Source organism: Bordetella genomosp. 7, from assembly GCF_002261265.1.
GTDB lineage: Bacteria > Pseudomonadota > Gammaproteobacteria > Burkholderiales > Burkholderiaceae_B > Bordetella_A.
In genome coordinates this window covers 210,513-225,440 of record NZ_NEVK01000004.1, presented here as the reverse complement: position 1 = coordinate 225,440, position 14,928 = coordinate 210,513, and the positions used below count along the sequence as shown (strand labels likewise).

Below are 14,928 nucleotides of genomic sequence, written 5' to 3'. Positions count from 1 at the left end.
ATGGCCAACAATACCCCGTACCGGCTGAGCGCGGGCTCTCCCTACCCGCTGGGCGCAACCAGCGACGGGCTGGGCATCAACTTCGCGGTTTTCTCGGCCAACGCCACGCGCATCGAACTCTGCATCTTTGATGAACACGGCCGCAAGGAATTGTGCCGCCTGCCCCTGCCCGAATGTACCGACGAAGTCTGGCATGGCTATCTGCCCGACGCCCAGCCGGGCCTGGTGTACGGGTATCGCGCGCACGGGCCCTACGACCCGCAGAACGGCCACCGTTTCAATCCGAACAAACTGCTGCTGGACCCGTACGCGCGGCGCCTGGTCGGTCCATTGCGCTGGTCGGATGCGCTGTTCGGCTATCGCATGCAGCACGCCAAGGCCGACCTGAGCATCGACAGGCGCGACAGCGCCGCCGCCATGCCGAAGGCAGTGGTAACCGACGACTATTTCGACTGGGGACGCAGCGCCCCGCCGGGCACGTCGTGGAACGACACCGTACTGTATGAGGTGCACCTGCGCGGCGCGTCCATGCAACGCGATGACCTGCGCGCGCCGCTGCGCGGCACGGCCACAGCATTGGCCGATCCGCGCTTCGTGGAACACCTGCACAAACTGGGCGTTACCGCCGTAGAGCTGCTGCCCATACATGCGTTCCTGCAGGACCGCTTCCTGGTCGAGCGCGGCCTGCGCAACTACTGGGGCTACAGCACCCTGTCGTTTTTCGCGCCCGAACCGTCGTATGTGCCGCAAGGCGGCCCCAATGAGCTCAAGCAGGCCATACGCCGGCTGCATGCCGCCGGCATAGAAGTGATACTGGATGTGGTCTATAACCACACGTGCGAAGGCAGCGAACTGGGGCCCACCCTGTCGTGGCGCGGGCTGGACAACGCCAGCTACTATCGGTTGATACCGGGCCAGGAGCGCTACTACGTCAACGACACAGGCTGCGGCAATACGCTGAACATATCGCATCCGCGGGTGCTGCAGATGGTGATGGACTCGCTGCGTTACTGGGCCTCGGCATACCAGGTCGACGGCTTCCGGTTCGACCTGGGCGTCACGCTCGGACGCGAAGGCACCGGCTTTGATCCCGGCTCCGGCTTCTTTGACGCGATCCTGCAAGACCCGCAGCTGTCACGCCTGAAGCTGATATCCGAGCCTTGGGACATCGGCCCGGATGGCTACCAGCTGGGCCAGCATCCCCCCGGTTTCTCTGAATGGAACGACCGATTCCGCGATAGCGTGCGGCGATACTGGCGCGGCGACGATGGCATGGTGGGCGAACTGGCCGCGCGCCTGGCCGGGTCCCGGGACCTGTTCGACCGGCGGCACCGGCGTCCCTGGGCCAGCATCAACTACATCGCGTCGCACGATGGCTTCACACTGCGCGATATCGTCAGCTACGAGTCCAGCCATAACGAAGCCAACGGCGAAAACGGCAACGACGGGCATTCCGAGAACTTCAGCGCCAACTGGGGTCACGAAGGCCCCACCGACGACCGGGCGATCCTGCAAGTGCGCGCCCGTCTGCAGCGCGCGATGCTGGCCACCGTGATGCTGGCCGACGGCACACCCATGCTGCTGGCCGGAGACGAGTTCGGCAACAGCCAGGACGGCAACAACAACGCCTATTGCCAGGACACGGCGATCAGCTGGCTCGACTGGAACGATCTCGCGCAGGAACCAGGAGCCGAACTCGCGGCCTACACTGCGCGCCTGACGGCATTGCGGCGCGCTCGCAGCAGCCTGCGCACCTCGCGCTACGGCGACGCCAGCCAGGAAGCCGCGCCCGGCCTGCCACAGTTGTCCTGGTTTACAGAAGGCGGACAACCCATGGATGCCGCGGCATGGGAAGACGCCGCGCGCCGCACCCTCGCGATGCGGCGCGCGGCGGCGGATGGCGAGGCCGCGGCCGATGTCACCCTGCTGATGGTCAATGCCGGCAGCGAGCCGGTTCGCTTCCAATTACCGCCACCTGCGCTGCGATGGACGCTGGAACTGGACAGCGCCCGTGCACAACAACATCCCGCCAAGCCGCTGCAGGGCGACACGGTGGAAGTCGCCGCGCGCAGCGTGGTCGTACTGGGCGCGAAAGCGCCGCGAGAATCCGCATGACCGGCGCCCTGATCCCCGATCCGGCCGGCGCGCCGCCCGGCAGGCCCAAGCCCGATGCCGATGGGGCCCACCCTCAGTTCGGCGCACACGTGCAGGCCGACGGCACGACGCGCTTTCGCCTGTGGGCGCCTTCTGCGCCCGCCACGCTGGCGCTGGAAGTCGAAGGTTCAGCGCCCATCGCCCTGCGGCCCGATGCCGAGGGATGGGTGCAGGCCGACGTCGCGTGCGCGCCGGGCGCGCGCTACCGGTATCGCCTTGACGCGGACCGCACCGTGCCCGACCCCGCATCGCGCCAGCAGGCCGGCGATGTGCATGACCACAGCATCGTCAGCGAGTCCGGGGGATACGCGTGGGCGCACCCGGACTGGGCTGGCCGCCCCTGGGAACAGGCGGTGATCTATGAAGCGCATCCCGGGCTGGCCGGAGGATTCGCCGGCCTGCAGCAGCGCCTGCCGCGCCTGGCCGCTCTGGGCGTCACGGTGCTGGAACTGATGCCCATCGCTGATTTTGCGGGCCGGCGCAACTGGGGATACGACGGCGTGCTGCCCTTCGCGCCCGATGGCAGCTACGGCACGCCCACCGATCTCAAGCGCCTCATCGATGCCGCGCATGGGCTGGGCATGTGCGTCATGCTCGACGTCGTCTACAACCACTTCGGCCCCGACGGCAACTATCTTGCGCAGTATGCACGCGAGTTCTTCCGCGACGATATACAGACGCCATGGGGTCCGGCCATCGATTTCAGGCGGCCGCAGGTGTGCCGCTATTTCGAAGAAAACGCCTTGTACTGGCTGACGGAATACCGTTTCGACGGACTGCGCCTGGACGCGGTGCATGCCATCGCCAACCCGGAATGGCTGCCCCGCCTGGCCCGCTACGTGCGCAGCCATATCCCGACCAACCGCCATATCCACCTGGTGCTGGAAAACGACGACAACCGCGCGACGCTGTTGCGCCAGGGGTTCGATGCCCAATGGAACGACGACGCGCACCATGTGCTGCACCATTTGCTGACGGGGGAAACCCACGGGTATTACGCAGACTATGCACGCGATACCGCGGCCATGCTGGCGCGTTGCCTGGCCGAGGGCTTTGCCTACCAGGGCGAAGCCACGGCGCGCGACGCGCAACGCAGGCGCGGCGAGCCCAGCGGCGACCTGCCGCCCACCGCATTCGTGCTGTTCCTGCAGAACCATGACCAGACCGGCAACCGCGCGTTCGGCGAGCGCCTGCGCACCCTGGTCGGCGAGCGGCCCGACGCGCTGCGTGCCGCCGTGGCCCTGCAACTGCTCGCGCCTCATATTCCTCTGCTGTTCATGGGGGAAGAGTGCGGCTCGTCGGCCCCCTTCCTGTATTTCACGGATTACAGCGACGCGGATCTGGCCCGGGCCGTGCGCGAGGGTCGCCAGCGCGAATTCGACCTGGCGGCCCAGGCGGGGCAGGATGCGCCGCAGCCGCTGCCCGACCCCAACGACGCCGGCACCTACGCGGCGAGCTACCCCTGGACGGACGAGCCGGACGCACAGCTCTGGTACGACTACTATCAGGCTTTGCTGGCGGTGCGCCAGCGCATGATCGTCCCTCGCCTGGCGGGAGCCCGCAGTGAAGGCGCCCAGCCTCTCGGGCCACACGCCGTCGCGGCGCACTGGCGCATGGGCGACGGCGCCAGGCTGTGTCTCTACGCGAACCTGGGCCAGGCCGACGCAGTCGCGCCAGAACTGGATCCGCCTGACGGCAACGCGGTGCTGCTCTTTCAGAGCTGCGCGGGCGCTTGCGATGCCCTGATGCAGGGTCGCATTCCCGCGGCGTGCGCCCTGTGGCTGCTCGAGGAGCCGGCATGAGCAGCGCCTGGACCCCGCAGGACCCGCTCGAGGCGCTGGCCGACGCGGCCGGTATCGCCGTGGAGTGGGTGAATGCTCGCGGCGAGCCCCGGAAAGTATCGCCAGACACCTTGCGAGCCGTGCTTGGCGCCATGGATCTGGACGCCGCCACGCCGGCGCAGGCGCGCGAGAGTATGGACGCCCTGCGTCGCACCGACGACGCGCCGCCCGCGCTCACCGTCGCGATGGCGGGCGAGACCCTGGATCTGCCCCCCGCCCGCTCGCACCGTTATGTCATGCACTTCGAAAACGGCACGCGGGCCGAAGGCGTGGCGCAAGACCGCGAGGGGCGGCTGCAGGTGCCTGTGCCCGACCATCCCGGCTATCACACCCTGGAGATCGACGGGCGCCAGTATCGGCTGGCGGTCGCGCCCGCGCGCTGCCCCACGCCGGCCGAACTGCTGCAGCAAGAGGCGCCGCGCGCCTGGGGCATGGCCGCGCAGATATATAGTTTGCGTCGCGCAGACTCCACGCATCCATGCGCGGCCGGGTATGGCGATTTCGGAGCGCTCGCCGAAATGGTGGTGCAAGCCGCCCGACTCGGCGCCGACGCCATGGCGATCAGCCCCGTGCATGCGATGTTCGGCGCCGAACCCGACGCCTGCAGCCCGTACTCGCCTTCCAGCCGCTTGTTCCTGAACGTGCTGTACGCGGACCCATGCGCGGTATTCGATGTGGAGCAGGTGCGGGCCGCCGCGGCGGCCGTCGACGCAAGCGGCAGCGCGGCGGCGCTGGAACGCCTGCCCCTGGTGGACTGGGAAACGGCAGGCAGCCTGCGTCTGGCGCTGCTGCGTCGGCTCTACGACGGTTTCGAACATGCCTCTCCTGCCCTGCGGGCCGACTATGCGCGCTTTCGGCAGGCCGGCGGCGACGCCTTGCAGAGCCATGCAATATTCGAGGTGCTGCACGCGCGGCACGGCGCCGACTGGCGACAATGGCCCGCCGAGCTGCGCAATTCCCGGTCCACGCGCACCCACGGCTTTGGCGCCGCACACGAGCGTGAGGTCGGCTTCCATGTGTTCGCACAGTGGTTGGCGCGCGCCAGTCTGGCACATGCGCAGACCGCGGCGCGCGGCGCCGGCATGCGCCTGGGGCTGATCGCCGACCTTGCCGTCGGCACCGACCCGCGCGGCAGCCACGCATGGAGCCGGCAGGCCGACATTATCGAGGGCCTGTCGATAGGCGCCCCGCCCGACCTGTTCAACCCATCGGGCCAGGAATGGGGGCTCGCGGCCTTCTCGCCGCGCGCGCTGCAGACGCACGGTTACGGCGCCTTCATTGAGTTGCTGCGCGCGGTGCTGGCGGACACGGGGGGCATGCGCGTGGATCACATCCTGGGGCTTGCGCGACTGTGGGTCGTGCCCGCGGGCGCGCCGCCCGCGGCGGGCGCCTACCTGCGCTACCCCCTGCAAGACCTGCTGCGCCTGATCGCGCTGGAAGCCTGGCGCCACCAGGCCCTGATCGTGGGCGAGAATCTGGGCACGGTCCCCGAGGGGTTCAACGAACGGTTGGCGCAGCATGGCGTGCTGGGCACCACCGTGCTGTGGTTCCAGACCGAGCCGCTGCCGCCGGACGCGCCGGCGCATGCGCAGCCCGCTTTCATGCCGCCGTCCCGCTGGCCGGACGATGCGCTGGCCATGCCCGCCACCCATGATCTGCCCACCGTAAGGGGATGGTGGGAAGGCCGTGATCTCGATTGGCGGCGCCGCCTGTTCCGCGACCCTTCCGACACTGCCGCGCGGGCCATCATCCGCGGCCGCCGCGCGTCGCTGTGGGCCGGTTTGCGGCAAGCCGGGCTGGCGCCCGCCGGGCCGCCGCCCGACGAAGCGCCGATTGCGGCCGCGCTGAGCCTGGTGGCCGCGACGCCCGCTGCGCTGATGCTGGCTCCGCTGGAAGACCTGGCGGGCCTGGCCGACCAGCCCAACCTGCCCGGCACCGTCAGCCAGCACCCCAACTGGCGGCAGCGCCTGCCCGACGTCAAGAACGGCCTGCTGGACGATCCCCGGCTGCGGGCCCGCATCGATTCCATCAAGAAAGTACGGAGCCGTCCATGACGCCCCGCGCCACCGTCCGCCTGCAATTGCACGCCGACTTTACCCTGGACGACGCACGCGCCCAGGTGCCCTATTACTCCCGCCTGGGCGTAAGCCACTATTACGTGTCCCCCATCACCACGGCGTGCCCAGGGTCCACGCATGGCTACGACGTGGCCGATCATCGCCGCGTCAATCCCGACATCGGCGGCATGGAGGCGCTGCGCAGCCTGGTCCGCGAACTGCGCGCCCACCAGATGGGCCTGATCGTCGACATCGTGCCCAATCACATGGCGGCCCATGTCGCCAATCCGTGGTGGCGCGATGTCCTGGCTCACGGGCCCGACAGTGACTATGCCGACTGGTTCGACATCGACTGGGAGCCGGCCGATCCGGCGCTGCATGGCAAGCTGCTGCTTCCCCAACTGGCCCGGCCGTACGGCGCCAGTCTGCGCGCAGGAGACATCCGCCTGGTATACGACGACGCGCGGCAAGCCTGCGTGATCGAGGCCGGGGGCACACGGCTGCCGCTGGCGCCGGGCACCGAACCTGCGCAGGACCGCCCCGGCGTGCCGCGCGATAGCCACGACCCCGCCAGCGCCGACGGCCGGGCGCGGCTGCACCAGTTGCTGGAACGCCAGCACTATCGGCTGGCGTGGTGGCGTACGGCGGCCGACCAGATCAATTGGCGGCGCTTTTTCGAGGTTTCCAGCCTGGTCGGCGTGCGCATCGAGCTGCCCGAGGTCTTCGACGCTGTCCACGAGCTGACCTTGCAGCTGTATGCCGAAGGGTTGATCGACGGCGTGCGCGTCGATCATGTAGACGGCGTTGCCGACCCCATCGGCTACTGCGCCCGGCTGCGCGCCGCCCTTCTGGCGCATGGCCAGGCGCGCATGGCCGCCGGCCTGCCTCGCGATCCCTACCTGGTCGTCGAGAAAATCCTGGGTGCAGGCGAAACGCTGGACCAGCGCTGGGAAATTGACGGAACCACGGGCTACGACTTCATGGATCAGGCCGGCGCGCTGCTGCACGACCCGGCCGCAGCTTCGGTACTGATCCAGGCCTGGCAGGTGCTGGCCGGCGACCCTCGGCCCGTGGGGCAGCAGCTCGAAGCGGCGCGCCTGCGCATGCTGTCGCGCCACTTCGCCGCAGAACGCCGCGCCCTGGTGCGCGCGCTGCAGCAGTTGGCCCGACAGGACCTGGACACGCGCGATTGGAGCGAAGATGCGATCGATCGGGTATTGACGCGCCTGCTGGCCGCATTTCCCGTGTACCGCAGCTATGCCGGCCCCGAGGGCCGCAGCGCGGCCGACCAGGCCTATTGCCAGGCTGCGGCCACACGGGCCCGGCACGTGGCCGGCACCGCGCTCTCGCGCGCCGACACAGACCTGCTCGAGCAGATCGTCCACTGGCTCTGCGGCGAAGCAGCCACGAGCGCGGCTGCACACGCGGTGCGGCGGTTTCAGCAGCTGACCCCCCCGCTGGCGGCCAAAGCGCTGGAAGACACGCTCTTCTATCGTTACGGCCCCCTGCTTTCCCGCAACGAAGTAGGCGCGTCGCCGGACAAGTTCTCGCTGTCCGCCGAAGAGTTCCACCGCGCCTGCGCGGCCCGCGCGCGGCGCTTTCCCGCGGCGATGCTGGCCACCGCCACGCATGACCACAAGCGGGGCGAGGACGTGCGCGCGCGCCTTGCCGTGTTGACCGAAATGCCGCTGGAATGGCTGCGCCGCGCACAGCAATGGCTGGGCCCGGCCGATGGCGCGCCGGTAGCCGCCGACCGCTATATGCTGCTTCAGACCCTGGTGGGCGCCTGGCCGCCCGGCCTGACGCCGGACGACGAGCCTGCCGTGCAGGCGTTTTTCGAGCGGGTGCACGAGTGGCAAGTCAAAGCCGTGCGGGAAGCCAAGCGCCATTCGAGCTGGACCGAACCCGACGAGGCCTACGAACAGGCATGTTCACAGTATCTTGACCAACTGCGTCGGCCGGCGGACAACGGCGCCGCGCCGCTGGAACAGATTGCGGCATTTGCCGGCAGCATCGCCCTGCCCGGGATGCTCAACAGCCTGGCGCAGGCCACGCTGCGCATGACGGTTCCCGGCATGCCCGACCTGTACCAGGGCACCGAATTCTGGGATTTCAGCCTGGTCGACCCCGACAACCGGCGTCCGGTGGACTATGAGGCGCGAGCCGAAGCCCTGGGAAATCAGCCGGTAGCCATGGATATCTCGCAAGCATCAGCCCCGGCCTGGCAGTCCGGACAGGTCAAGCAGGGCCTGATCCACTCCCTGTTGCGGCTGCGCGCGGCGCACAGGTTGCTGTTCGACCATGGCGCCTACTTGCCCTTGTCCCTGCATGGCACACAGGCCGTGCACCTGCTGGCGTTCGCCCGCAGCCACGGCGACCAGCACGTGTTAGTGGTCGTGCCCCGGCTGTGCGCCTTGAAACTTGCCAACCCGGCGCAAGCGGCCGGCTTCTGGAGCGATACGCGCGTGCGCCTGCCCGCGGGCCTGGCGCGCATGGCCTGGCGTGATATCTGGTCTGACGACGTCCTGCGTCCGGACGCCCACGGTTGCCTCGACGTCCGGGCGCTATTGCAGAACCGGCCCGTCGGCGTCAGGCTGGCTGCATAGGGAGGCCGCCGGCCCGGGCGCCGGCGCGTGTTGCCGCGCCAACATGCGCCTGACGCGTCGCAGCATGTCCCCCAGCGAGAAAGGCTTCAATATCACTTCCAGCCCTTCGCCCTGGAATTCGCTGCCATCGACCACGTTCTCGGCGTAGCCTGTCATGAACAGTACATTCAGGCCCGGATGCGATTCGCGTGCAATGTCGGCCAGCTGCCTGCCGTTCAGCCCGGGCAGGCCCACGTCGGTCAACAGCAAGTCTACGCGCGGCGTCTGCGCAAGCAGCCGCGCGCCCGCTTCGCCGTCATGGGCGGCCAGGACCTGTACCCGCAGGCTGGACAGGCTTTCGCGCACCATTTCGCGCACATTGTGGTCATCTTCGACCAGCACGACCACCGCGTCGGCAGGCACGGCCAGGTCATCGGCAGGGTCGTGAGGCACCGGTCCGGCCTGCCCCACGGGCTCTCCCCGGTAGCGCGGCAGGTACAGGCGCACCGATGTGCCCTGCCCCTCGGCGCTTTCCATGATGACGAGGCCGCCGGCCTGGCGGGCGAAGCCGTAGATCATCGACAGGCCCAGGCCCGTGCCTTCGCCCAACGGCTTCGTGGTGAAAAATGGCTCGAATGCCCGCGCCAGCACCTCGGACGACATGCCGCAGCCCTGGTCCTGCACCAGCACCTCGATGAAGTCCCCTGGCGCCACATCGGGGTGCTGCCGCAGGAAGCCTGCGTCCAGCTGCGTATTGCGCGCCTCCACCCGCAATGTGCCGCCGTCGGGCATGGCGTCGCAAGCGTTGATCACCAGGTTCAGCAAAGCGCTCTCGAGCTGGTTGGCGTCGCATTTGACGGTATGCAGGCCGGCGTCGGCGCGACAGGCCAGCGTGACGCCCTCGCCGGTATAGCGGCGAAACAGGTCCTCCATGGACACGAGCGTCGCGCCCAGATCCAGCGCCTTGGGATCCAGGGGCTGGCGCCGCGAGAAACTCAGCAGCCGCTGGGTCAGCCGCGCCGCGCGTGCGGTGGAATCCGTCGCCGTGGTGATGAAGCGGCTGGCTTCCTCGTACTTGCCGGCCTCGAATTTGCGTTGGATAAGATACAGCGCGCCGCTGATGCCCTGCAGCATGTTGTTGAAATCATGCGCAATGCCGCCGGTCAGGCGGCCCACGGCCTCCATCTTCTGCGACTGCATGAGCGCGGCCTGCGCCTGCCTGAGCTGTTCGGCCTGCAGCTTGAAATCGGTGTCATCGCGTCCGACAAGATAAAAGTTGTCCTGCGCCCAGGAGCCCGTCCAGGCAATCCAGTTGTATGTCCCGCGCTTGTTCAACAGGCGGCATTCGATATGGCGCGCTTTCTGCACCGAGCCCGGGTCGGCGGGCGGCAGCAGATTCATCCGCAGGCCTGCCAGGTCTTCGCTGTGCACCAGTTCTTCAAGCGGCATGGCCAGGAACTGCTCCGGGGTCCAGCCAAGTATGACGCGCACGGCGGGGTTCACACTTACGAACCGGCCGCGCGAATTCGCCACCGCCAGCAATTCCGGAGACAGGCGCCAGATGCGATCGCGCTCGGCAATGGCCGACTCCACACGCTGTTCCAGCACGCGCGCATATTGCGATCGTTCTATCGCATCGCACAGACGCTCGGCGACCTCTTCCAGGAAGGCGATATCGGGGCCTTTAAGGGCGTGGTCGCGATGCGGCCGCACATACAGCATGCCCGACGGCCATCCCCAGCGCCGCAACGGAATCGCAATGGCCACGGGGCTGGCGTCACCGGCCTGGTTGGTCAGCAGCGGCGACAGGTACGTGGTGCGGCCGCTATCGTGGGCCTGCGCGCATTCGCCTCCGATGCGCCCGGCGTCAAACAATTCGCCGTCCTGACGCGCCTGGTCGGACATCCAGTGCATGGCGGTACGCGCGAGCTCGCCGCCAGGCCCGAATTCCAGTATCGCGGCCACGCTCAGGTTCAAATGCCGGCCCAGGGCTTCGCAGGCCACATGCTCGATGTCGGATTGCTGGTGGATTTCGCGCATCTGGTCCACCAGCGACAACAAGAAATTCTTGCGATGCTGCCCCGCCCACAGTTCTCGCTCGGCGGCTTTGCGCGCGGTAATGTCCAGCACCAGAACCGTAATGCGTTCGGGGCCTTCTTTGTGCACGTGCGCCTCGTACCAGGCGTCGCGGCCCTGATGAGGCGCTTCCAGTTCGAATTGGGCCGAAACTCCGGTGTCCACCACATTGGCGAAGGTTTCCATGATCATGTCGGGCACGCCGGGGATCATTTCGCGCAGTGAATGCCCCAGCGTATCGCCCGCATGCAGGCCGCTCTGCATCTCGAACGCGGGATTCACCTCCAGGAACCGGAAGTCCGTCACCTGCCCGTTGCGGGTGCGCATGGCTTCGCAAAGAAAAAACCCTTCCTGCATCCGCTGGAACATGCCGCGCCAGCGCTCGTTGCTCTCGCGCAGCGCCTGTTCGGTGCGAAAGCGCTCGATCGCCAGCGCCGCCGTGCGCGCCACGACGGCCATCGCATCGACGTCTTGCGGGGCGGGCATGTGCTCCGCCCGGTAATAGTTAGAAAAAACGCCCAGCAGCTTGCCATCGGTGCCCTTGATGGGGGTGGCCCAGCACGCCTTCAGGCCATGCCGCCTTGCCGGTTCGCGCCAGCGCTCCCAATTGGGATGCTGCTGTATGTCGCCGACATAAACCGGCGTGCCCAGGTAGGCCGCCGCGCCCCATGATGCAATGTCGGGCCCGATGGGAACGTCGTCGATGGATGACATGAACTCGTCAGGCAGGCTGGGCGCCACCAGGTGGCGCAGACGCCCCTGCTCTTCATCGAGCAGCATGATGGAGGTGCACAGCGCGACGCCGGACTGCTGCTCCACCGCGCGCAGCAGGTAGGCCATGACATCGGCCAACGGCATGCCGTCGGCGATACGTTGCAGCAGGACGCGCTCATCCTCCAGCCTTGCGCGAGTGTCGGCCCAGGGATTGCGCACGGTGTCTTGTTTGGTGAACATCTGATCCTCATACAGGCGGGCAACGGCCCGCGGGTACGGCCAATGCTCCGCACAGGCGGGCGGGTGCGTCAGCACGTAGCGTGCCCGGGTCGGCTCGCCCCAGGGGAAAACGCGCCTTTTTTTTCGCGCCGTGTAAAAACTTCGCGCCCACCTGCCGCTGCGCTCATGGCGACGCCAGGCACGCTACTTGCATAGCGCTGCCCATGCTAACGGAGAATCTTATGCCCGGCCGGGAAGCGCCGCCCCAACAAGGGCCTGTCGTCAAGGTACTGACGGTCAATGTCCATAAAGGTTTCACGTTGTTCAACCGGCGCTTCATCTTGCATGAGTTGCGCGCCGCGTTGCGCGACGCCGAGCCCGACATCGTGTTCCTGCAGGAAGTCATAGGCACGCATCATCGGCATGCGCGCCGGCTCGCTTCCTGGCCCGCGACTTCGCAATACGAATTCCTGGCCGACAGCCTGTGGAGCGACTTCGCCTACGGGCGCAACGCCGTCTATCCCGACGGTGACCACGGCAATGCAGTCTTGTCTCGCTGGCCCATCGTCGAACACCAGAACCACGACGTATCGATAGGCACCCAGGAAAGCCGCGGAATGCTGCACTGCAAGGTACGCCACCCGCAGCTTGCCGATGACATGCACGTGGTGTGCGTGCACCTGGGGCTGCGCGAGGCGCATCGTCAGACCCAGCTCGGGCGCCTGTGCGCGCTGGTGCGCCAGATCGATGACAGTGCGCCCGTTCTGGTTGCCGGCGACTTCAACGACTGGCGCCGCCGCGCGGGCCAGCTGCTGGCGGGTTGCGCCATGCACGACGTCTACCGCGGCACGCTGGGACGCGAGCCGCGCACATTCCCTGCCCGCTGGCCCTTGCTGGCGCTGGACCGCATCTATGTGCGCAATGTGACGGCGGCCAAGCCGGTGGCCCTGGCCTCTCGCGTATGGCGGCATTTGTCGGACCATGCGCCCCTGGCTGCCGAGGTGCGGCTATGACCGGCGTCTGGCGACACGACAATACCGTCGAACTCCTGGAAAACGGCGAGGCTTTCTTTCCGCGCGTGTTCCAGGCGATACGGGGCGCGCAACACGAGGTCCTGCTGGAGACCTTCATCCTGTTCGACGACGAGGTGGGCCGCGAGCTGCGCCAGGCGTTGATCGAGGCGGCGCAGCGCGGCGCGCAGGTCGACGTCACTGTCGACGGGTATGGGTCCGATTGCCTGGACGAGGCGTTCATCGGCGGACTGACTGAAGCCGGCGTGCGCTTCCACATCTTCGACCCGTATCCGCGCCTCTTCGGTTTTCGCGTCAATGCGTTGCGGCGGCTGCATCGCAAGCTCGTCGTGGTGGATGGCGAAGTGGCGTTTGTCGGCGGCATCAACTATTCGGCCGATCATCTTGCCTCTTTCGGGCCCGAGGCCAAGCAGGACTACGCCGCCGAACTGCGCGGCCCCATTGTGGACGATATCCGCGCATTCGCGCGCGACGTCGTGCAGCGCGGGCGCCGCCGTCGCTGGCCGCGGCCGCGACGCCGGGGCGCCGCCAGCGGGCCGGCCGGCCAGGGCGCGGTGCTGTTCGTCACCCGCGACAACGACCGCCACAGTACCGATATCGAGCGCTACTACCGGGCCGGCTTCCGTACCGCGCAACACGACATTATCGTGGCCAACGCGTATTTCTTTCCGGGCTACAGGCTGCTGCGCGACCTGCGCAATGCCGCCCGTCGGGGGGTGCGCGTGCGCCTCATCCTGCAGGGCGAGCCCGACATGCCCGTTGCCAAGCTGGCCGCGCGTACGCTGTACGACTATCTGATGTCGGCAGGGGTGCACATCTACGAATACTGCGAGCGCCCGCTGCACGGCAAGGTGGCTTGCATCGACGACGAATGGGCCACGATCGGCTCCAGCAATCTGGATCCGCTGAGCCTGGCACTGAACCTGGAAGCCAATGTCGTGGTACGCGACCGTGCGTTCACCGCCGACCTGCGCACCTCGCTCGAGCGCCTGATGCAACGCCATTGCCGGCGCATTGTCCCGCAACAGGGCGTCAGGCGCGTGCTGCGCCGCCTGTGGTTTGGCGTGGCCATCTACCACGTGCTGCGGCACTTTCCCACCTGGGCATCGTTGCTTCCGTCGCGCCCGCCACGGCTGGAACGCATCGACCCCCCCTCCCCCGCGGCGCCTGCCGACGAGAGCAATCATGAATAAACTGCGCCGGCTGTTCCATCACTCTTCCTGGCGCGCCATGCGCCGCTTCTGGAAGCGCACACGCAGGATCTGGACGGCTGTGCTCATGATGGCGGTTGTCGTGCTGCTGGTGCAGCTGGCCCGCGACGTCGAATGGCGCGAGGTCTGGAGCACATTGCGCAAGATGCCGGTGGCCGTCCTGGTGGAAAGCGCCTGCCTGGTGCCCATCGCTTACCTGGCCTACAGCTCGTACGATCTGCTGGGACGCGCCTATACCGGGCACAAGCTGCGCAAGCTCACCACGATGATGGTTGCATTCGTCAGCTATTCCGCCAACGTCAATCTGGGCGCCCTGGTGGGCGGCGTGGGCCTGCGCTTTCGCCTGTACAGCAAGCTGGGTTTGCGGGTGTCGGTCATATCGAAGGTGCTGGCCATGAGCATCTTCACCAATTGGCTGGGGTATGTGTTTCTGTTCGGCGTGCTGTTCACGTTGCATGAGGCGCCCGCAGAATGGCGGCTGAGCCCCTGGGCGCTGCGCGCAGCAGGCCTGGTCATGCTGGCCCTGACCGCCGGCTACCTTGCCCTTTGCGCTTTTGCGCGCCGCCGGCACCTGCACATCGCCGGGCGACACATTCCCTTGCCCACGTTGCGCATCGCGGCATTGCAGCTGGTGTTGTCGGTCATTTGCTGGGGCGCGCTCGGCGGGATCCTCTATTTGCTGTTCGGTCGGGAAGTGTCGTACACCTTGGTGCTGGCGGCATTGCTGCTCAGCAGCATAGCCGGCGCAATCGTGCACATGCCGGGCGGCGTAGGCGTGCTGGAAGCTGTATTCGTAGCCATGCTGGCGCACGAAGTGCCGAAATCCCAGGTGCTGGGAACATTACTTGCCTATCGTGCGCTTTATTACCTGGGACCGCTGGTGATCGCCATGCTGATGTACGCCACGCTGGAAGCGCGGTTGCGCCGCCAGGGCGGGGCCACGGCACGCGCGGCGCCTGCCGGTGCGGCAGGAAAATCGTCCGGCGCCACAGGCTAATACCGTACACGCCATCATGGAATTCAGGTGATTGTCAGCGCCC

The 14,928-nt window shown here is 67.5% G+C and carries 8 protein-coding genes; 7 read left to right on the top strand and 1 reads right to left on the bottom strand.

What is annotated here, in order from left to right; translation table 11 throughout:
- From glgX to treY, 4 genes are read left to right on the top strand one after another with little or no spacing between them, the layout of a single operon-like run.
- Positions 1-2,115, top strand: a complete 2,115-nt coding sequence (glgX, locus tag CAL19_RS08205; RefSeq protein ID WP_094796748.1) for a glycogen debranching protein GlgX — start codon at positions 1-3, stop codon at positions 2,113-2,115.
- A complete protein-coding gene (gene treZ / locus CAL19_RS08200; RefSeq protein ID WP_094796519.1) occupies positions 2,112-3,956 on the top strand; it encodes a malto-oligosyltrehalose trehalohydrolase in 1,845 nt (614 codons plus the stop codon). Before glgX ends, treZ begins: the two co-directional genes overlap by 4 nt.
- Entirely contained in the window at positions 3,953-6,049 is a 2,097-nt protein-coding gene (gene malQ / locus CAL19_RS08195) for a 4-alpha-glucanotransferase (protein ID WP_094796518.1), read from the top strand. The genes treZ and malQ overlap by 4 nt, the downstream gene beginning before the upstream one ends.
- Positions 6,046-8,658 carry a malto-oligosyltrehalose synthase gene (treY, locus tag CAL19_RS08190; RefSeq protein WP_094796517.1) on the top strand — a complete coding sequence of 871 codons (2,613 nt, stop codon included), beginning with the start codon at positions 6,046-6,048 and terminating at the stop codon, positions 8,656-8,658. The genes malQ and treY overlap by 4 nt, the downstream gene beginning before the upstream one ends.
- Here treY and CAL19_RS08185 read toward each other — a convergent pair.
- Entirely contained in the window at positions 8,617-11,667 is a 3,051-nt protein-coding gene (locus CAL19_RS08185) for a GAF domain-containing protein (protein WP_094796516.1), read from the bottom strand. The genes treY and CAL19_RS08185 overlap by 42 nt on opposite strands.
- 221 nt (positions 11,668-11,888) lie before the next feature.
- Between CAL19_RS08185 and CAL19_RS08180 the strand changes: the two genes are divergently transcribed.
- Genes CAL19_RS08180 through CAL19_RS08170 form a run of 3 tightly spaced genes read left to right on the top strand, consistent with a single transcriptional unit; the run spans position 11,889 to position 14,885 of the window.
- On the top strand, positions 11,889-12,659 hold the full coding sequence (locus tag CAL19_RS08180; protein WP_094796515.1) for an endonuclease/exonuclease/phosphatase family protein: 771 nt from the start codon (positions 11,889-11,891) through the stop codon (positions 12,657-12,659).
- Positions 12,656-13,870, top strand: a complete 1,215-nt coding sequence (clsB, locus tag CAL19_RS08175) for a cardiolipin synthase ClsB (RefSeq protein ID WP_094796514.1) — start codon at positions 12,656-12,658, stop codon at positions 13,868-13,870. Before CAL19_RS08180 ends, clsB begins: the two co-directional genes overlap by 4 nt.
- Entirely contained in the window at positions 13,863-14,885 is a 1,023-nt protein-coding gene (locus CAL19_RS08170; RefSeq protein ID WP_051423640.1) for a lysylphosphatidylglycerol synthase domain-containing protein, read from the top strand. The genes clsB and CAL19_RS08170 overlap by 8 nt, the downstream gene beginning before the upstream one ends.
- The last annotated feature ends 43 nt before the right edge of the window (positions 14,886-14,928 follow it).